General features: G+C 42.4%; 15 protein-coding genes. 14 read left to right on the plus strand and 1 reads right to left on the minus strand.

What is annotated here, in order from left to right:
- Positions 1–30 precede the first annotated feature (30 nt).
- The 12 genes from AC3E6G_RS02615 to AC3E6G_RS02670 all read left to right on the plus strand — a co-directional run bounded on the left by AC3E6G_RS02615 (position 31) and on the right by AC3E6G_RS02670 (position 16,114).
- A complete protein-coding gene (locus tag AC3E6G_RS02615; protein WP_490700393.1) occupies positions 31–1,779 on the plus strand; it encodes an ABC transporter ATP-binding protein in 1,749 nt (582 codons plus the stop codon).
- On the plus strand, positions 1,769–3,637 hold the full coding sequence (locus tag AC3E6G_RS02620; RefSeq protein ID WP_490700394.1) for an ABC transporter ATP-binding protein: 1,869 nt from the start codon (positions 1,769–1,771) through the stop codon (positions 3,635–3,637). Before AC3E6G_RS02615 ends, AC3E6G_RS02620 begins: the two co-directional genes overlap by 11 nt.
- Positions 3,638–3,854: 217 nt before the next feature.
- Positions 3,855–4,232, plus strand: coding sequence for a YbgA family protein (locus tag AC3E6G_RS02625; RefSeq protein WP_490700395.1), 378 nt, complete (start codon positions 3,855–3,857; stop codon positions 4,230–4,232).
- Positions 4,233–4,598 carry a TIGR02328 family protein gene (locus tag AC3E6G_RS02630; RefSeq protein WP_490700396.1) on the plus strand — a complete coding sequence of 122 codons (366 nt, stop codon included), beginning with the start codon at positions 4,233–4,235 and terminating at the stop codon, positions 4,596–4,598.
- A gap of 195 nt (positions 4,599–4,793) precedes the next feature.
- Complete coding sequence (locus tag AC3E6G_RS02635) at positions 4,794–7,856, plus strand: type I restriction endonuclease (RefSeq protein ID WP_490700397.1); 3,063 nt, start codon at positions 4,794–4,796, stop codon at positions 7,854–7,856.
- Positions 7,856–9,460, plus strand: a complete 1,605-nt coding sequence (locus AC3E6G_RS02640; RefSeq protein WP_490700398.1) for an HsdM family class I SAM-dependent methyltransferase — start codon at positions 7,856–7,858, stop codon at positions 9,458–9,460. Before AC3E6G_RS02635 ends, AC3E6G_RS02640 begins: the two co-directional genes overlap by 1 nt.
- Positions 9,453–10,649, plus strand: coding sequence for a restriction endonuclease subunit S (locus tag AC3E6G_RS02645; RefSeq protein ID WP_490700399.1), 1,197 nt, complete (start codon positions 9,453–9,455; stop codon positions 10,647–10,649). The genes AC3E6G_RS02640 and AC3E6G_RS02645 overlap by 8 nt, the downstream gene beginning before the upstream one ends.
- Before the next feature lie 33 nt (positions 10,650–10,682).
- Entirely contained in the window at positions 10,683–12,812 is a 2,130-nt protein-coding gene (locus AC3E6G_RS02650; protein ID WP_490700400.1) for an AAA family ATPase, read from the plus strand.
- Between the two features lie 153 nt (positions 12,813–12,965).
- Entirely contained in the window at positions 12,966–13,304 is a 339-nt protein-coding gene (locus AC3E6G_RS02655; RefSeq protein WP_490700401.1) for an addiction module toxin RelE, read from the plus strand.
- Positions 13,297–14,394: a HigA family addiction module antitoxin gene (locus tag AC3E6G_RS02660; protein WP_490700402.1), complete on the plus strand. Its 1,098-nt coding sequence runs from the start codon at positions 13,297–13,299 to the stop codon at positions 14,392–14,394. Before AC3E6G_RS02655 ends, AC3E6G_RS02660 begins: the two co-directional genes overlap by 8 nt.
- Positions 14,395–14,575: 181 nt before the next feature.
- A complete protein-coding gene (locus AC3E6G_RS02665; protein ID WP_490700403.1) occupies positions 14,576–15,427 on the plus strand; it encodes a VOC family protein in 852 nt (283 codons plus the stop codon).
- A 147-nt stretch (positions 15,428–15,574) separates the two neighbouring features.
- The gene (locus AC3E6G_RS02670; RefSeq protein ID WP_048789175.1) at positions 15,575–16,114 is read left to right on the plus strand and encodes an NADPH-dependent FMN reductase; all 540 of its coding nucleotides are present in this window, start codon (positions 15,575–15,577) and stop codon (positions 16,112–16,114) included.
- A 29-nt stretch (positions 16,115–16,143) separates the two neighbouring features.
- Here AC3E6G_RS02670 and AC3E6G_RS02675 read toward each other — a convergent pair whose 3' ends face one another.
- Positions 16,144–16,839, minus strand: coding sequence for a VIT1/CCC1 transporter family protein (locus AC3E6G_RS02675; protein WP_490700404.1), 696 nt, complete (start codon positions 16,837–16,839; stop codon positions 16,144–16,146).
- Between the two features lie 236 nt (positions 16,840–17,075).
- On the opposite strand from AC3E6G_RS02675, the gene AC3E6G_RS02680 reads away from it, so the two are divergent.
- Both AC3E6G_RS02680 and AC3E6G_RS02685 read left to right on the plus strand, forming a co-directional pair.
- Positions 17,076–17,684 (plus strand): hypothetical protein, encoded by a 609-nt coding sequence (locus AC3E6G_RS02680; protein WP_490700405.1) that lies wholly within the window; start codon positions 17,076–17,078, stop codon positions 17,682–17,684.
- 325 nt (positions 17,685–18,009) lie between these two features.
- Positions 18,010–19,047 carry a M42 family metallopeptidase gene (locus tag AC3E6G_RS02685; protein ID WP_490700406.1) on the plus strand — a complete coding sequence of 346 codons (1,038 nt, stop codon included), beginning with the start codon at positions 18,010–18,012 and terminating at the stop codon, positions 19,045–19,047.
- Positions 19,048–19,115: the final 68 nt, after the last annotated feature.

A 19,115-nucleotide genomic window follows, 5' to 3' on the forward strand; every position in this document is an offset into this window, starting at 1 on the left:
CTTTACTAACTAGTATTTTAGGAGGTATCTATGCTTCAGTCATTGATTGCTGAAATCAAGGAATATAAGAAACCCTCAATTTTAGCCTCACTCTATATGGTCTTTGAGGTCATGTTTGAGATTTCTATTCCATTCATTATGGCGACGCTTCTGGACAAGGGGGTTCAGAAGGGGGATATGACCACTGTTCTTACCTATGGTCTCCTCATGTTGGTCTTCGCCTTTCTCTCTCTTTTCTGTGGGATGCAGTCGGCTCGTTACGGGGCTTTTGCATCAGCAGGATTTGCCAAGAATCTACGGAAGGCAATCTTCAAGAAGATCCAAACCTTCTCCTTCGAAAACATCGATAGTTTCTCCTCAGGTGGTCTGGTAACCCGGATGATGACGGATGTGACCAATGTGCAGAACTCCTATCAGATGGTCATCCGGATCTGTGTCCGTGCACCGCTCAATCTGATCTTTGCCATTGTTGCCAGCTACTTGATCAATCCGCAAATGGCTAGTATCTTTGTAGGGATTACTATCTTCTTGGGGCTGGTCTTAGGTGTGATCACAAAGATCGTCTATCCACTCTTTACCAAGGTCTTTGATGCCTATGATAACTTGAACAACAGCATCCAGGAAAACATCACCAACATGCGCGTGGTCAAGTCCTATGTCAAGGAAGAAGAAGAGACGGTCAAGTTTAAGAAAGCTTCTCGCTTGATCTACAACATGTTCATGAAGGCTATTCGCATCGTGATTTTGAGTAGTCCAGCCATGATGCTCTCCTTGTATGCTTCCTTTATCTTGATTTCTTGGATTGGGGCACAACTCATTGTGGGTGGAAGCTTCACGACTGGTGAGCTGACCTCTATGTTTGCCTATGTCATGACCATCCTTATGTCCCTCATGATGTTTATGATGATCTTCGTGATGCTCTCGATCTCTATGGCATCTGTAGAGCGGATCAATGAAGTCCTTGGGACAGAGTCAACCATCGTCTCTCCGGAGAATGGTCTGACAGAAGTAGCGGATGGATCGATTACCTTCGACCATTTGGACTTTGCCTACACAGATGAAAATGGCGACAAGGCCCATGTCTTGTCCGATATCAACCTCAGCATTCGCTCGGGTGAAGTGATCGGAATCATTGGAGGGACTGGTTCTGGTAAGTCTAGTCTGGTCCAGCTCATCCCTCGTCTCTATGATGTGGAGTCTGGTAGCGTCAAGGTCGCTGGTCAGGATGTGCGAAACTATGATTTGGACTATTTGCGCAAGCAAGTTGCCATGGTGCTTCAGACCAATGTCCTTTTCTCTGGTACCATCAAGGAAAATATGCGCTGGGGAAATAAGAACGCGACGGATGAAGAAATCATAGAAGCTTGTAAGATCGCTCAAGCGGATGAATTTATCCAGAACTTTAAGGATGGCTATGATACCATGATTGAACGTGGTGGTGCCAATGTCTCAGGTGGTCAGCGCCAACGTCTCTGTATCGCCCGCGCTCTCTTGATGAATCCGAAGATCTTGATCTTGGATGATTCGACCTCAGCTGTCGATACCAAAACGGATAGTCTGATCCGTCAAGGTCTAGCGACTAGTCTCAAGGACACGACCAAGATCATCATTGGCCAACGGATCTCTTCTATCCAAGATGCAGATCGGATCGTGGTCATGAATGATGGGAAGATCGATGCGATCGGTAGTCACCAAGACTTGATCGAGAGCAATGCCATCTACCGTGAAGTCTATGACATGCAAAACCAAGGGAAAGGAGGACAAGCAGATGAAGAATAAGAAAAAAGCTAGCTGGGGCTCTCTCGTACGCTTGCTAGACTATATGTGGAAACAGTATAAGTTCGTCCTTCTCTTAGCAGCTGCCCTCATCGTGACAGCCTCCCTCTCTACGGTCTATATTACGTCCTCCATCCGAGCCTTGGTGGACCAATACATCCAACCCATGCTGGATAGTGGAAGCAAGGATTTTGGCCCCCTCTTAACTTTCTTATCGACATTAGCTGTGATTGGAGTGGTGGGAGTTTTGGCCAACTATGGCTTCTCCCTCATTATGGCGACAGTGTCTCAGGATGTCCTGCGCTCGCTGCGGAACCAGCTCTTTGCTCGTATGCAGAAGCTCCCTGTCAAGTACTTTGATACCCACCAGCACGGGGATATCATGTCTATCTACACCAATGACATCGATGCTCTTCGCCAAGCGATCGAGCAGTCTATCCCACAACTCATGCAGTCAGCCATCACCATCATCGGTGTAGCCGTCAGCATGATCATGATTAGCCCTCTCCTTTTTCTTCTCGTTCTTTCGATGGTCGGAGTCATGGCCTATGTCATCAAGGAGATCTCTGGTAAGTCTGGTCGCTATTTCGCTGACCAACAAAAGAATCTAGGGATTGAAAATGGCTTTATCGAAGAGATGATGTCAGGTCAAAAGGTAGTCAAAGCCTTTGTCCACGAAGAGGAAAGCATCGAAGCCTTTGAGCGGATCAATGACCAGCTCTTTGAATCATCTTATCAGGCCAACCGCTATGCCAATGTCTTGATGCCTGTCTTGGGGAACCTGGGAAATGTCTCCTTCGTTTTGACTTCATTGGTCGGAGGGATCTTCGCCTTGAATGGCATCAGTGGGCTTACCATCGGTGGCCTCATGGCCTTCCTCCAGCTCAACCGATCCTTCAACGGACCAATTACCCAAGTATCGCAACAGTTAAACTTTGTCCTCATGGCTCTGGCTGGGGGAGATCGGATCTTTGATCTCTTGGATGAAGAAGTCGAAGTGGATGAAGGGAAAGTGACCTTGGTCAACTATGAAGAGGTCGATGGCCGCATGGTGATCACTGATAAGAAGACCAACCTCTGGGCTTGGAAACACCCTCGGGAAAATGGCGACTACGAACTGGTCAAACTGGTCGGAAATGTCGTCTTTACCAATGTAGACTTCTCTTACAATGAGAAGAACCAAATCCTCTACGATATCAACCTCTACGCAGACAAGGGACAAAAGGTGGCCTTTGTCGGCGCGACAGGAGCAGGGAAGACCACCATTACCAACTTGATCAACCGTTTCTACGATATCCAATCAGGATCTATCACCTATGATGGGATCGATGTGAAGCTGATCGAGAAGGCTTCGCTCCGTCGTTCGCTGGGGATCGTCTTGCAGGATACCCACCTCTTCACTGGAACCATCGCAGAAAATATCGCCTATGGTCGATCAGATGCGACCCGGGAGGAAATCTTGGAAGCAGCCCGCATTGCCAATGTGGATTCCTTCGTCAAACATTTGGACCAAGGCTACGATACCGTCTTGAACGATGATGGAGCCGGTCTATCCAATGGTCAACGTCAGCTGATCGCCATTGCGCGTGCTGCCTTGGCCAATGCGCCGGTCTTGATCCTTGATGAAGCGACCTCTTCGATCGACTCACGGACAGAGAAGATGGTCCAAGAGGGGATGGATCGCTTGATGGCCGGACGGACCGTCTTTGTCATCGCCCACCGTCTCTCAACCATCGTCAACTCGGACGTGATCATGGTCATGGACAAGGGACGCATCATCGAGCGAGGCAACCACGCTTCCTTGATGGCAGAACGTGGGACTTATTACCGCCTCTATACTGGTGGTCTTGAAATTGATTAACAAAAAGTCTGAGCGTTGGCTCAGGCTTTTTGCTTATGGATGATGTTGTCTCTGAAACTTTCCTTAGGTGAAGACCAAATAGAACAGTTAAAAGCCTTCCTATAATCAATAAAGCGGAGAGAAAAAACGGGCCAGTTGGTCCGCTTTTTTATGACTTCACCCATTTCCATGGTATAATGGGAGGACTATTCATAGAGAAGATCAAAAGGAGACAAGAGTGGATCAAAAACATCACTGTCAAGTCCTATGGGCGAAAAATAAATACCTGGTGCTGAGTCATTCCAGCAACATTTACAAGGAGATCCGGGAATACCTCAAGCAAGACCAGGTGGAGGTCAGCCACGTCGAGGACCTGATCCAGCAAGCGCTGGCCTTGCCGGAAAATCGTGGCCAGGTCTCTAATGCCTTTCAGCATATCTGGGGCTATTTCAAAAAGCAGACGACTGCAGAGGAAAAGTCAGACTTCATGCTGCTCCTTGAGAAATACCAGCATGGGCAAGCTAGCCAAGAGGATCTGATCAAGGGGATCCAGAAGCTATTGGAACGCTATCCTAATCGCTACTTACAAGACTCGACGCTACTAGGAGGTCAATAGATGAGACTCTGGCACCAAGACTTGATTCCCAAACTCCCTCGTCCCCAGCTCCTGGGCCAACATCGGGAATGCTGCGCCCTTCGAGGCAATGGCTGGGGCAAGAAGCACGCGACGGTCAACTATGTCTTTGACTACTCGCCCTATCGCCTCTATGCCTATCACTGCCTGATCATGGAGGAGATGACGGCTCGTGGCTACAAGGTCAGCCCAGAGTGGTGGGAGTCGACCTACCGAGGCAAGACCTGCCCAGTTTATTCAGAACTGGAAGAGGAAGCCTTGAGCACCCCCATCTATCCCGAGCACCAGGCTACTTACCTCCAAGAATGCCTGGAGAATCTAGCAGAAAAAGGAATCCAACTAGACTAAGAAAAACGAACCAGACTAGGTTCGTTTTTTTACGCGAAAAACCAACAAAATGCTTTGAAAGCGTTAATTTCTTTCCCAAACATGCTATAATAATAGGAGATTATGTACAGGAAAAGGATAGAGGGATGAAGGCAGAAGCAACTCCAGAACTTGAGATTGAAAGATCGGAGCAGCACAGCTTAAATAGGATGATATATGAAAAGACATAAAGAGTTTTCTGAACTAACCAGGGTACAAATACCAGCAGCTCTGCATCTCATGCGTATGGGCTATACCTATCTTCCTCGCAATGGGAAAGAGATTGCAGAAAGAGATCTAGATACCAACATTCTTGTATCTGTTTTTAAGAAACAATTTTTAAAATTTAACAACTACTTGTCAGAGGATGACTTTGAGAGAGAACTAGCCAATATCAAGTTGGAACTAGATCAAAACGATTTGGGACGTTCTTTCTTTAAACGTCTGCAAGGTCAGGAAGATGCCATTTATATTGACTGGGAGCATCCTGAAGCCAATACCTTCCATCTGGCGCTTGAAGTTACTTGTCAAAATGGTCAGGATGAATTTCGTCCGGATATCGTTATTTTTGTCAATGGTCTGCCTCTTTCTTATATCGAAGTGAAACAGCCCAATGCGATTCGTGATGGCAAGACTGGAATTCAGTCAGAGCAGGACAGAACCAGATACCGTTTTGAAAACCGTAAATTCCGTCGTTTTAACAATATCACCCAGTTGATATCCTTATCTGATAACTTAGCGTATATCAGTGGACAAGGTCAGCAAAAACAGGGTTCTTATTACGGTTCAAACGCCTATTCAAAAACCAAATTTAATGCTTTCAAGGAAGAAAGAGAAGAAGATTTCCTTCATTCCCTTACTACGCTAACCGAGGAGCAAATCGACTTTGTCCTAGAAGATATGAAGCACTTTGCCCTTAAGTCTCAACCAGAGTTTACAACAAACCTGAACCCTGATACTCCTTGCAATGCCTTCCTGACTTCTTTATATCAGCAGGAACGTCTGCTCTTTATGCTTCGTTTTGGTCTGGTCTATGTCGAAGAAGAAAGCAAGGATGGGCAGATCCAATTGCAGAAGCACGTCATGCGCTATCCTCAGTATTTTGCGACACGCGCTATCGAAGAAACGATCGCAAAAGGTGTCAAGAAAGGGGTTATCTGGCATACCCAAGGTTCAGGTAAGACTGCCTTGGCCTTCTTTAATATCCGCTATCTAACCAACTATTTCTCAAAAGAGGGTATCGTTCCTCAGTTTTACTTTGTTGTCGATCGTTTGGACTTGGCAGACCAAGCCTTTAAGGAATTCACCAAACGAGGTCTCAAGGTTAAGCGCATCAATAACCCACAAGAACTGAATCAAAAACAAGATGGCTATGATGTCGCTGTGGTCAATATTCATAAGTTTAAGGATGATTCAGATCTGACAGACCGCTCTGGCTATGATCTCAATCGTCAAAATATCTACTTCATCGATGAAGCCCACCGTTCATACAATGAACGTGGTTCCTACCTGCCAAATCTCTATCAGGCAGATACCAAGGCCATTAAGATTGCATTGACGGGAACGCCATTGATCACCTATAAGAAAGATGGCAAGACCAAGGAAAGTCATGCGACTACACGTGATATCTTTGGGGACTATATCCACAAATATTACTACAACCAGTCTATAGATGACGGCTTTACCCTACGCTTGATGCGAGAAGATATCGAGACTTCGTATAAAGATAATCTCAGATCTATCAACGAAGAAATCCAACGTGGCGACTTATCCAAGGAAGATATCTTTGCCCATCCTCACTATGTGGAGCCTATGCTAGACTTTATCATCGAGGACTTTAATCGTGCGCGTGATTTGGTATTTGATGACCAGACCATCGGTGGCATGATTGTCTGTGACTCGTCCAAGCAAGCGCGTGAGCTTGAAAAGCAATTAGAAGAACGACGCAAAGCTGGCTCAACCACCTTGACTTCCGCTCTCATCCTCCATGATGAGGGAGACAAGGAAAAGAAGAAGGACAAGGTAGATGCCTACAAGGAAGGCAAGATTGATCTTATCATCGTCTACTCTATGCTCCTGACAGGTTTTGATGCACCTCGTCTCAAGCGTCTCTATCTAGGACGCAAGATCAAGGCACACAATCTCTTACAAACTTTAACCCGTGTCAATCGTCCTTACAAGGACTACCTCTTTGGCTATGTCATCGACTTTGCGGATATTTCCAAGGAGTTTGACAAGACCAATCGCGCCTATCTGGAAGAGCTCAACCAAGAATATGATACAACCCTGACAGGAGAAAAGGGCGAGAATGTTTTTGGCTCTCTCTTTGTGTCAGCAGAAGAGATTTCTGAAGAGTTGAGCAAGACCGAGCATATCCTCATCGACTATCCAACGGACAATCTAGAGTACTTCTCCCAAGCCATCAACGATATCAAGGATAGGAAGCAGTTAATCGATCTTCGTAAGGCCTTGGAGTCTATCAAGCAGTACTACAATATCGCACGCCTCCTTGGCTACGAACACCTGCTCCAGCAGATTGACATCGCTCAGATTGCAATCCTGCTCAATATCCTCTCTAGACGGATGCTGACACTATCTCTGATCGATAAACCAGATGACTTCTCTAGCCGGACTCTTTTAAATCTTGCCATGTCTGAAACCAGCTTTAGCTTTGTCAAGATTGCAGAAGAAGAACTCCGCCTAGCAGCTAATGACCTGGAAGACTTGAAACGTCGAGTGGCAAGTGGGATAAAAAACCAGCGTGATGAAAAGGATCCTGAGTGGGTCTCTCTCTACGAAGAATTCCAGCGCATCATGAAAAAACACCTGATCCATGGGCAAGAAGGCTTCACCATGGAGAATATTAAGGAAACCCAAAAAGACTACGAAGAACTCTTTAAGTCTGTGGAGGACTATCATACTCGTATGAGACGGTTGACCATGAACTTTAACGGAGATGAGATGGCAGCTCGTTCCTACAAGCACGTGACTAACTCAACCACGGTTAGCGATTTTCCTGCTATTTACCATGTCATTAAGGGTTCTAAAGTAAGACTAGACTATAAAATTGGTCAGAACCAAGGAGTGCTCGATAACGAGGACTTCCTCAAAAAAATGATTCGAGAAGAAGCTCGGATTGAAATGAAAACCAACCAATCTGCAAGTAATTTGACAAGAGAGGATTTTAATTATATCGTCGAGTCACTATTTGAAGGATATGAAGAGGAATACCAACACTAATGAATGAAACATACAAAGTCCAAGTCCAAGACTTGGTAGATGATTTGAAAGCTGTCTTTACCCACGCGGGACTAGGAGGAGAAGCGGGTGAGTACAAACTCCTCACCCAGTCCTTCCTCTACAAATTTTTAAACGACAAGTTTTTGTATCAAGCCAAGGTCCTAGATGAGTCCAACACCTATGAAAATTTGTTGGCTATGAGTGAGGAAGACTACGACTGGCTCTTGGAGGATATCGGTACCAGCACCGCTTGGCTCAAGCCAGACCAGTTGATCGAAACCCTTCACCGTCAGCAAAATGAGCCGACTTTTTACGAAACTTTTGAAAATAGCCTAAACCAAATCGCTATTGACAATAACGATATCTTCTCTGTACATACAGACGGCGACACAGCTATCCGTCTCTTTGATGAGCGTCTGATTACGGATACCATTTCAGATAGCAGTAAACGTAACGAAGTCGCAAAGACTATCATCAATCTTCTTGCTCGCGTTAAGTTTGATGAGACCATTTTTTCACAAGGCTTTGACTTTTTCTCAACCCTCTTTGAGTACATGATCAAGGACTACAATAAAGATGGTGGTGGCAAGTATGCTGAGTACTACACACCCCACTCTGTTGCTAAGATTATCGCGGATATCTTGGTGGGAGATGACAAACCCTCAAACGTGCGTATCTATGACCCATCAGCAGGTTCTGGAACCTTGCTTATGAATCTGGCTAGTCGTATCGGTGTGGATAAGACCACTGTCTATAGTCAGGATATCTCGCAAAAATCATCTAATCTCCTCCGTCTCAACCTCATCTTGAACGGACTACAGCATTCGATTCACAATATCGTGCAGGGAAATACTATCATCGCTAATCGCCATCCTGAAAAGATGGATTATATCGTGTCTAACCCTCCTTTCAAGCTGGACTTTTCAGAGTGGCGTGACCAAGTGGAAACCTTGCCAGAAGCCAGTGAGCGTTTCTTTGCAGGTGTGCCAAAGGTTCCAGCCAAGTCTAAGGACAAGATGGCGATTTATGAGCTCTTTGTTCAGCATATCATCTACTCCCTGAAACCAGACGGTCAAGCAGCAGTTGTCTTGCCGACAGGCTTTATCACGGCCCAGTCAGGGATTGACAAGACCATCCGTCAACACTTGGTGGATAATCAAATGCTGGCAGGTGTTGTCTCTATGCCGTCTAATATCTTTGCGACGACAGGAACCAACGTCTCTATCCTCTTTATCGATAAGAAAAATAAGGGCGATGTCGTCCTCATCGATGCCTCAAACCTGGGAACCAAGGCCAAGGAAGGCAAGAACCAAAAGACCGTGCTCTCTCCAGAAGAAGAGCAGAAGATCATCGAGACTTTTATCAAGAAAGAAGCCGTCGAGGACTTTTCTGTCACTGTCTCTTATGAGGAAATCAAGGAGAAAAACTACTCTCTCAGCGCAGGTCAATACTTTGACATCAAGATCGACTATGTAGATATCACAGCAGAAGAGTTTGAAGCTAAGATGACCGCCTTTCAAAACAAACTCTCAGACCTCTTCCAGGAATCGCATGCCTTGGAGCAGGAGATAGAGAAGCAGATGAAGGGGATTAGGTATGAGTGAGTTTACTTGGGAAATAACAAGTTTATCTGAACTAGGGACATTTAGCAGAGGTAAATCGAAACATAGACCTAGGAATGATGCTAAACTATTTGAAGGTGGCACATATCCTTTGGTACAAACAGGTGACGTTAAAGCTGCAAATCTCTATATAACTAAAAACGATTCGTATTACAATGATTTTGGGTTAAAACAAAGTAAGTTATGGCCAGCTGGTACACTCTGCATCACTATAGCGGCTAATATTGCTGAAACAGCAATTTTATCTTATCCAATGTGTTTCCCAGATAGCATTGTGGGATTTAATGCAAATCCTGAAAAAAGTAGTGAATTATTTGTTTACTATTTTTTTGAATATATTAAGAAAGAAATTCAAAAATCTGCTAGTGGAAGTATCCAAGATAATATAAATATTGACTATTTATCAAAAATGAGAATCAAAGTTCCTGAAAAAAAGTATCAGGATAAGATAGTTGAACTACTATCTTCAATTGATAAAAAGATTCTTTTAAACAACCAAATCAACCAAGAGTTGGAAGCCATGGCTAAGACCCTCTATGACTACTGGTTTGTGCAGTTTGATTTCCCAGATCCGAATGGCAAACCCTACAAATCATCTGGCGGAAAGATGGTCTATCACCCAGAACTCAAACGCGAAATCCCAGAAGGGTGGGGAGTGGAGAGTGTTGGTAACTTATTAGATAAAGTTACTAAAGCGGAAAAAATTGAAAATAATTCTATTGAATTTATAGGAAAAATACCTGTTATCGATCAGAGTCAAAAATATATTTCAGGTTTTACGAATAATGAGAATGGTTTAATCCAACCTCAAAAAGGACATGTAATATTTGGTGATCACACTAGGGTTGTAAAATATATAAATTTTGATTATGCCAGAGGAGCTGATGGCACTCAAGTCTTAATTTCAAATAATGAGAATATTTCAAATGTATTACTTTATCACATGATTGAAGATTTTGATTTATCAAATTATGGATATGCTAGGCATTTCAAATTTTTAAAAGAGAAAATTGTTATAGTTCCTGATAAAGAAGTATCGTCAAAATTTGAAATACAAGCAAATGTTATTTATGAAAAGATTAAGAACAATATTTTTGAAAACCAAGAACTCACCCAACTGCGTGATTGGCTCTTACCAATGCTGATGAATGGACAGGTGAAGGTGGAGTAGATCAGTTGTAGATAAGTAAATAAAGGAGAAATAATGATTACCGAATTGCAACTCCCTTCAGATCGGTTTATTGATACTACATATAGCGGATTAAAGCAAAAGAATTTCATTTACGGAAAAAACGGAACAGGAAAATCAACAATCACTCAAACAATATCTGATTCATTCCACGATACTCATGATGTACGAATTTTTCAAGGATTTGATTCTGTGGCGGAAAATTCAGTATTAAACGCTATTTCGTTAGGAAAAGAAAATGCAAGTATACAACCTCAAATTGATCAGGTAAATCTTGAAATTTCTGAATTAGAGAATGAACTTATTGCTAATGAGAGCAGACCAGAAAATCTTTACGCTAGATATCAAGCTAAGGAAAAAGAATATGAGGAACAAAATAAATCTATAAATGATAATTGTAGATCCTCAGCTAGTAAGCTAAAAAGAACGTATACTGATTTAACCGGAGTTAATTATGATATTCGAGACTTCAAAAAGGATATAGAAAGTATTGATAAAAGTGTTACTAGCGTTTCCTTAAGTGATACTGAGACAGAACAACTTCAACAATTGATTAATCAAGAAGAGATTAAGAACGAATCAAAACAATCATTTCCAAATATTAATGTAAGTGGATTTTTAAAAGCTACAAATGAAATTATCACAACAGAACTAACAAAAAGTATCATACTAGAATTTTCAACAATTGAAGAACAAAACTGGGTTAGACAAGGTATGAACTATCATAATAAAGGAGATGTTTGTGCGTTTTGCAACAATCCAATTTCTGATCAACGTTTGGACAAATTAAATCATTTCTTTAGTGATAATGTTAAGAAATTTGAGTCAAGATTATTGCATGCTATCGTACGTTTAAAAAATCAAAGAGATGAAATTGACAAAACTAAATTGATCAATCCATCTAACTTTTATCCAGAGTATCATAACCAAATTTCAGATTTAAATACTTCAATATTGGAGTTGACCAAATCAAATACTTATTTTCTAGATTTCCTTATTGAGAATTTGAGTAGACGCAAATCTGATATCTTTACAGCAATGCCTGAGATAGATTATGAGTTACCTGATAGCTTTTTATCTATTACAAAACAGTATGATAAGGTTTATGAGGAAAACAAACGATTTGGACAAGATTTATCAAATAAAAAGGAAAATGCTAAAAAAAGGTTGAGACTTAACTTGGTAAATGGAGAGTTATCTAAGAACGAATATAGTCAAAAGTCATCCAAATTGAACGAGTTAAATATAGAAAAGAATAGATTAGCAGATGAGTTGCAAACCAATCAAAATAATTTGCTTACTTTAAGAAAGCAAAAATATGACCTTATTTCCCAGACTGTAGACGAAAGTATTGCTGCAGAGAGAATTAACAAAACATTAAGAAGTCTAGGCAACCATTCCTTTCAGTTAGCGTTAGTATCAGGTGAACAAAAAGGTCAATATATGATAAAAAATATTGATGGTAGCACACGAGATGTAGATACATTAAGTACGGGAGAAAAAAATATAGTTTCATTTTTGTGGTTTTTAGCAGATCTGGATAATCCTTCAAAAATGTCAGAAAAGCCACAAGTTATAGTTTTTGATGATCCTATGAATTCTAATGATGATACGACTCAATATTTAATAATATCGTATTTGCAAGATTTGATAACTAATTTATCTGATAATCGACAGTTATTTATTTTAACTCATAATATTCATTTCTACCTAAATGTAAGATATGATTGGTGGAGGAAGGCACCTTCGACTAAGTTGACTTTACATCTTAAAAAGATTAATGGGAAAAGTAAAATTGACCCAATTGAAACTCAAAATGAAGATTTAAAAACTAGTTATGATGCTCTCTGGACAGAGTTGAGATGGCTTTATCAACAGGATAAACCAAATTTTATGTTAAATCCTATTCGACGAATTTTTGAAACTTTTTCGAAGTTCAATAACATATCTCCTAGTGTCTTATTTAAAAGTGATGCTGAGGCTAAAAAATTATTTGATGTTAATTCACATTCAATTGACGATTTAGAGGCTGAATTAAATGGAAAAACTAAGGAAGATATTATTTCAAAAGTCAGTGCTATTTTCCGTAGCAATAATGCACAGCCACATTTTGAAAAATACTGGATAGTATCGAATGAAGAATAACTATTACTTAAAAATTATCTCTCAATTATTAATTAATTTTAAATATAGAAATTTGAAATCCCAGCTAAATCAACTTTTGGCTGGTTTTTATTGTCTAAAGATGGTATAATGAAATTACCTAAAAGGTAATTCAAAATGAACAGAAAGGGACATATGAAGCTTATCTTTACAAATAAAACTGTTGAAAAGCAGTGTACAGAGCTAAGGCGAGCGAAAAAGGATTTTTCGGATAGGGCTGCTGTAAAGTTGCATCAGTTGATTACCTTTTTGGAAGCAGCAGATTCTTTGGCCAGTGTGACTGCTTTTCCTAAATACCACTTTCACCAACTCAAGGGAAAGAGACAGGGACAGTTTGCTATAGATATAGATGGTCGGAAAAGTTCCTATCGGTTGATTGTGGGTTTTCGTAAAGAGGATATAGAAAAGGTCTTTTCCAGTCCCATTGAAATCGAAATCCTAAAAATAGAGGAGGTCAGCAATCACTATGAGTAATAAAATTGTTGAGTACAAAGACCTGATTGCTTTTCATCCAGGTCAGTATGTCAGTGAGTTAATCGAAGATTACAATGTGACGCAGAAGGAATTTGCGGAGCGTTTAGGAGTTTCAGCAAAGACTGTCAGCAAGCTCGTCAATGCAGAGGAGTCCATTAGTAAAGAAACGGCACATAAGTTAGCCAAGCTAAGCGGAGTTTCCATGCAAACCTGGCTCAATCTTCAGAATGCTTATGATGTAAAAGTTGCAGAGATTGTAGAACAAAAAGAGCTAGAAGAAGGTAGTGAGAAAGAAATCTGTGAGATGATTGATTTCAAGTATTTTAAGGCAGAAGGCTACGTTCCAGATAAACGCTATAGCTTAAAGGAGAAGATTGTCGAGCTTCGCAAGATTCTCGGTGTGGCAAGTTTAGAAAACCTTACATCTTTTAACCATCTAGTCAGCTATCGGAATACGCGTGAGTTTACGACTAAAAGTATAGTGAACTCCAATATCATGCTGGAGTTGGCGTCTAAAAAAGCACGTGATACAACAACTACCAAGCTTAATCGTAGAAAGCTAGAAAGAAGCTTGCCTGATTTGAGAAAGTTGACAAGACAAGACCCTGAAGTCTTCCCTCAGCGCTTGTCTGATATCTTGTTAGACTGTGGTGTTGTCCTAGTCGGTCTACCTGCTTTACCAAATGCCAATCTAAATGGTGCTACAAAAAAATTTGGAAATGGTAGTGCCTTGCTTTTACTGACGGATCGAAACAAAGCATCCGATATTTTCTGGTTCTCACTTTTTCATGAAATAGGACATATTCTAGAGAATGATTTTTCATCTGATGATGGAAATAGTGAATCTTACCGACGTTCTGAGGAAGAGGCAGATCGGTTTGCAAAAGATCTTTTGATTAACCCCAAAGACTATGAAGCTTTTGTAAAAAAAGGAAACTTTGATAAATCGGATATTCTACGCTTTGCTGAGGAGATAGATATTCATCCTAGTATTGTTTTAGGTCGCTTGCAGAAGGATCAGTACCTTGGATATGAGCAGTTTAGAGAGTTGAAGGTGAACTATTACTTTGTTCAAGTACATGGTGACTGAATAGGGGATTGTGTCTTGATGTGACTGTAAACTATTTAGTCAAAGATTATCAAACCCTCACCCTCCTTAGTTTTCTAAGGAGGTTTTTCTGTCGAGTTGTTTTCTTGCTTCTTTGGAAAAAGAGTGTATAATGATGTAATATAAAAAGTTACAACAAAATGAAACCGAAAAGGAGACACCTATGACTTACGAATACAATAGCAAGATTTACTTGGCAGAAGCTGTGCTCAATGTGAAGGATCTGGTTCGCCAGACTGCTTTTTACACCCAAATTCTGGGGTTGGTGATTCTGTCTCAGACCGAGGAGGAGGTCCTTCTTGGGGCTGGAGGAAAGCCCTTGGTCCATCTCATCCAAACGGACCGGACCGAAGCCGTTAAGGCTAGCTATGGTCTTTATCACATGGCCATTCTCCTACCTAGTCGGGAGGACTTGGCGGATGTCTTCAAGCATATGGCTGAGCTGAACGTTCCCTTTGTCGGGGCTGCAGACCATGGCTACAGTGAAGCTCTCTATCTCGAGGATCCAGAGGGCAATGGCATTGAGCTCTACCGGGATAAGCCAGTGGCGGAGTGGGATATCCGTGAGGATGGTCGCATCATCGGGGTGACAGAGGAACTATCTGCCCAAGAGATCTATGAAATGGGGCGCAAGGTGGAGCCTTTCCAGATAGCGGCCTATACCCGCATGGGACATATCCACCTCTCTGTAAGGGATAGTCGAGCAGCGTCCGCCTTTTACCAAAAGGTGCTGGGATTCACCGATAAGTTCACTATTCCATCAGCCAGCTGGATTGCTTCTGGAGACTACCACCATCACTTAGCAGTCAATGAATGGGGTGGCAAGCACTTAGCCAAACGGCAAGCCCAACTTCCTGGACTCGCCTATTACGTTGTCCAAGTAGAAAAGAAAGAAGACCTGGTTGCCATCGCAGAGCGAGCAAAAGAGCAGGAGGCACCTGTCACCTGGTTGACCTCAAGTGAGCTCGAGTTCACAGACCCAGATGGGATTGTGACCCATGTCAGAAAGGGTTAGAAACCTTGATAAATTTGTCTTTTTGAGAGAAAAAATAAAAATAGTAAAAATTAGTGATAATCCAAGTTGTAACCCTTGACATTACATCTAGGACGTGTATAATAGTTTTTGTAATAAATAAACTTACAACAGAAAGAGGAAACATCTATGAAAAACATTTTATTTATCGTCGGATCTCTTCGTCAAGGATCATTCAACCACCAAATGGCTAAGAAAGCAGAAAGCCTTCTTGAAGGAAAAGCAACAGTAACTTACTTGGACTACAAGGACATCCCAATGATGAACCAAGATTTAGAAACACCAACCTTGCCAGCAGTGCAAGCGGCGCGTGATGCAGTCCTTGCTGCAGATGCCATCTGGATCTTCTCTCCAGTTTATAATTTTGCCATTCCAGGTGTAGTGAAAAACTTGATCGACTGGCTCAGCCGTGCCCTGGACCTATCAGAAACTCGTGGCCCATCTGCCCTCCAAGACAAGATTGTAACTGTCTCTTCGGTCGCTAATGCAGGACACGAGCCAATGTTTGCGGCTTACCAAGCCCTCTTACCATTCGTTCGTACACAAGTAGTGGGTGACTTCACAGGAACAACCGTTAACCCAGAAGCCTGGGCAACAGGTGAATTGGTCTTGACAGACGAAGCAATCGCAGGATTGGAAAAACAAGCCCAAGCTTTATTGGAAGCGTAAGAAAAGCTGAGACAGAAGTCTCAGCTTTTTTAGATACTAAACAGTTGTCCGAAGAGATAGGTAACACCCATGGTAAGTAGTCCAATGACCAAGTTACGAATCATGGCTTGCTTGGTAGGGGCTTTTCCGAGCTTGGCACTAGTGTAGCCGGTAAAAAATAGGGAAAGAGCTACGATGATCACCGTTGCGGGGATTCGGATTTCTTTGGGAAAGAGAAGAATGGACAGCATAGGAGGAAGAGATCCAAGGACAAAGGCAACAAAGCTAGAGATAGCCGCATGCCATGGATTGGTAAATTCTTCAAATTCCAGGCCATACTTTTCTTCCACCAAGGCCTTGAGAGGGTGTTTGAGAAAGGCCCGCTCGGTCATGATTTGAGCAGCCGTTTCGCATTCCCCATTTTGAATATAGGCGGCGTAGAGGGAGTCGCGTGCAGCTTTTGGATCACGGTCCAGAAGGGCTTGTTCTCTGCTCACAGCAGCTTCTTCAGTATCCTTTTGGGTGGATACAGATACGTATTCACCACCCGCCATAGAGAAGGCACCGGCTAGAATGGCAGAGAGGCCAGATAGGAAGATGATCCATAGATTGCTGGTCGCACTGGCAACCCCGATAACAACTCCAGCGATTGAGATAATGCCATCATTGGCACCCAGCACTCCAGCCCGTAAGATATTTAAGCGATCGTTAAATGAAGCATCAATGCCATGTTTTGTTTCAGCCATACTTGTCTCCTGATTTATTATTTAGAATGATTATAATTAAAATTAATTAGTTTAGCAAGTCTTTTGTCCTAAATGATAAAAGTCCGACAATTTAAGAAAGGACTATAGAGGATAGAAGGCCTATCTCATCTTAAAAAATGTACCGTCAGCAGAAGGAGCTAAGATATTATAATGCTTTGACAATCGAAATAATTTTAGATATAATTCTATAAATGAATTATGAATAGGAGTCAACCATGAAAAAATTAGTCGCAAGTGGAATCACTTTGCTTTCAGTCTTGACCTTGGTCGCATGTTCGGGAAATCAAACTGCAAAACCAGAGGCTTCTTCAGAGAAATCTTCTAGCAAGGTGGAAAAGAAATCTTCTTCCTCTAAGAAAACATCCTCATCTAAGAAGAAATCATTTTCTTCAAAGAAATTTGAGTTGACGGATGATACAAGTAGCTCTTCCAGCCAGTCTACATCAGGCTCTGGTGCTCAAGCAACAGCTCCAGAAGTTGTTTTGGTAACGGATCAAGAAATTGAAAATGCGAAAACCATTGGGGAAATCAAGGCGCTTTATGCTAAACTAGCTGAAAATTATAAGAAGCATGCCAATGAATTGGGAGAAAAGTTGCCAAAATCTGAACAAGAATCTTACTTCAAGACCATAGAACCTGGTATCAAGAAGATGGATGAAGAGTTGGCTTCTGTGAATGAAACACTTGCTCAATTTGGAGATGATACAACGCTTTTCCCAGAAGAGCACCGTGCAGCCTTTATTGAGGCCTTCAAAGCAACCCGTGATACCATGACAAATGCTTTGGTAACTGCTTATAAGTTTGTTGGAGGTTTGAGTAGCTAAGGCCCCTGTCTTCTCTGTGAGGACTTAGTTTCTACAGCTACAGATTGGATCTGAAAAGAAATAAAGAAAGAGAGAGTGGGACAGAAATCGGTAATTCGTTAGAATTCGATTTCGTCGTCCCGCCTCTGCACAGTTGAGTAGGGCTGTAAAAGCTGATGAAATCAGCGTAGTAGAGCCCACTCAACCACTGCGTCTTGCTCGACAATCCAAAGACAATTGAGAGGCTAGGACTTTTGTCCCAGCCTCTTTTTGCTTTCTATCTGAGCTAGTCTTTTAGGAGAAGTCGTGCTATAATCGTACTAGCAGATTATTGAAGGAGAAATTCATGAATCAAACAGTCGAATATCTAAAAGAACTCACAGCCATCGCATCTCCGACAGGCTTTACAGAAGAAGTGGCGACCTACCTAGTCAAGACTTTGACAGACCTAGGCTACAGCCCTGTTCGGACAGCTAAAGGAGGCGTAACCGTCGTCCTCAAGGGTGTGAATGACGAGCAACATCGCTATATCACGGCCCATGTGGATACCTTGGGAGCAATTGTCCGTGCTGTGAAACCAGATGGCCGTCTCAAGCTAGATCGCATCGGTGGTTTCCCTTGGAACATGATCGAAGGGGAAAACTGTACCGTCCATGTAGCCAATACCGGTAAGACCCACTCCGGTACCATCCTTGTCCACCAAACCTCTTGCCACGTCTACAAGGATGCGGGGACAGTGGAGCGGACCCAGGACAATATGGAAGTGCGCTTGGATGAAAAAGTGACCTCTGAAAAAGAAACCCGTGATTTGGGGATTGAAGTGGGAGACTTTATCAGCTTTGATGCTCGGACCATCGTCACAGATACGGGCTTTATCAAGTCTCGTCACCTGGATGACAAGGTCAGCGCTGCCATCTTGCTTAATCTCCTTCGCGTCTACAAGGAAGAAGGAGTGACCCTACCAGTGACGACTCACTTTGCCTTTTCTGTCTTTGAAGAAGTGGGACATGGGGCTAACTCCAGCATCCCAGCTCAAGCGGTAGAATATTTGGCAGTCGATATGGGGGCTATGGGAGATGACCAGCAGACAGACGAATACACGGTTTCTATCTGTGTCAAAGATGCTTCTGGTCCTTACCACTATGGTTTCCGCCAACACTTGGTGGCCTTGGCCAAGGAGCAAAACATCCCTTACAAACTGGACATCTATCCTTTCTATGGCTCGGATGCCTCTGCAGCCATGAGCGCAGGAGCAGAAGTCAAGCATGGCCTTCTCGGAGCAGGGATCGAGTCTAGCCACTCTTATGAGCGGACCCACGTGGATTCTGTGGTGGCGACAGAGCGTATGGTCGACGCCTATCTCAAAAGCGACTTGGTCAAATAAACTTCGTTTTCAAGGTTAAAACATAGGATTGAATCTGCCTGGTCCAGTTGACTGGGTAGATTTTTTAG

It is taken from the genome of Streptococcus sp. SCPM-O-B-23252 (M501), from assembly GCF_058200355.1.

Bases quoted from the DNA above. Each gene is read 5' to 3' on its own strand.
- AC3E6G_RS02615 (WP_490700393.1), top strand. From the start codon at position 31: ATGCTTCAGTCATTGATTGCTGAAATCAAGGAATATAAGAAACCCTCA.
- AC3E6G_RS02620 (WP_490700394.1), top strand. From the start codon at position 1,769: ATGAAGAATAAGAAAAAAGCTAGCTGGGGCTCTCTCGTACGCTTGCTA.
- AC3E6G_RS02630 (WP_490700396.1), top strand. From the start codon at position 4,233: ATGAGACTCTGGCACCAAGACTTGATTCCCAAACTCCCTCGTCCCCAG.
- AC3E6G_RS02635 (WP_490700397.1), top strand. From the start codon at position 4,794: ATGAAAAGACATAAAGAGTTTTCTGAACTAACCAGGGTACAAATACCA.
- AC3E6G_RS02640 (WP_490700398.1), top strand. From the start codon at position 7,856: ATGAATGAAACATACAAAGTCCAAGTCCAAGACTTGGTAGATGATTTG.
- AC3E6G_RS02645 (WP_490700399.1), top strand. From the start codon at position 9,453: ATGAGTGAGTTTACTTGGGAAATAACAAGTTTATCTGAACTAGGGACA.
- AC3E6G_RS02650 (WP_490700400.1), top strand. From the start codon at position 10,683: ATGATTACCGAATTGCAACTCCCTTCAGATCGGTTTATTGATACTACA.
- AC3E6G_RS02655 (WP_490700401.1), top strand. From the start codon at position 12,966: ATGAAGCTTATCTTTACAAATAAAACTGTTGAAAAGCAGTGTACAGAG.
- AC3E6G_RS02660 (WP_490700402.1), top strand. From the start codon at position 13,297: ATGAGTAATAAAATTGTTGAGTACAAAGACCTGATTGCTTTTCATCCA.
- AC3E6G_RS02665 (WP_490700403.1), top strand. From the start codon at position 14,576: ATGACTTACGAATACAATAGCAAGATTTACTTGGCAGAAGCTGTGCTC.
- AC3E6G_RS02670 (WP_048789175.1), top strand. From the start codon at position 15,575: ATGAAAAACATTTTATTTATCGTCGGATCTCTTCGTCAAGGATCATTC.
- AC3E6G_RS02675 (WP_490700404.1), bottom strand. From the start codon at position 16,839: ATGGCTGAAACAAAACATGGCATTGATGCTTCATTTAACGATCGCTTA.
- AC3E6G_RS02680 (WP_490700405.1), top strand. From the start codon at position 17,076: ATGAAAAAATTAGTCGCAAGTGGAATCACTTTGCTTTCAGTCTTGACC.
- AC3E6G_RS02685 (WP_490700406.1), top strand. From the start codon at position 18,010: ATGAATCAAACAGTCGAATATCTAAAAGAACTCACAGCCATCGCATCT.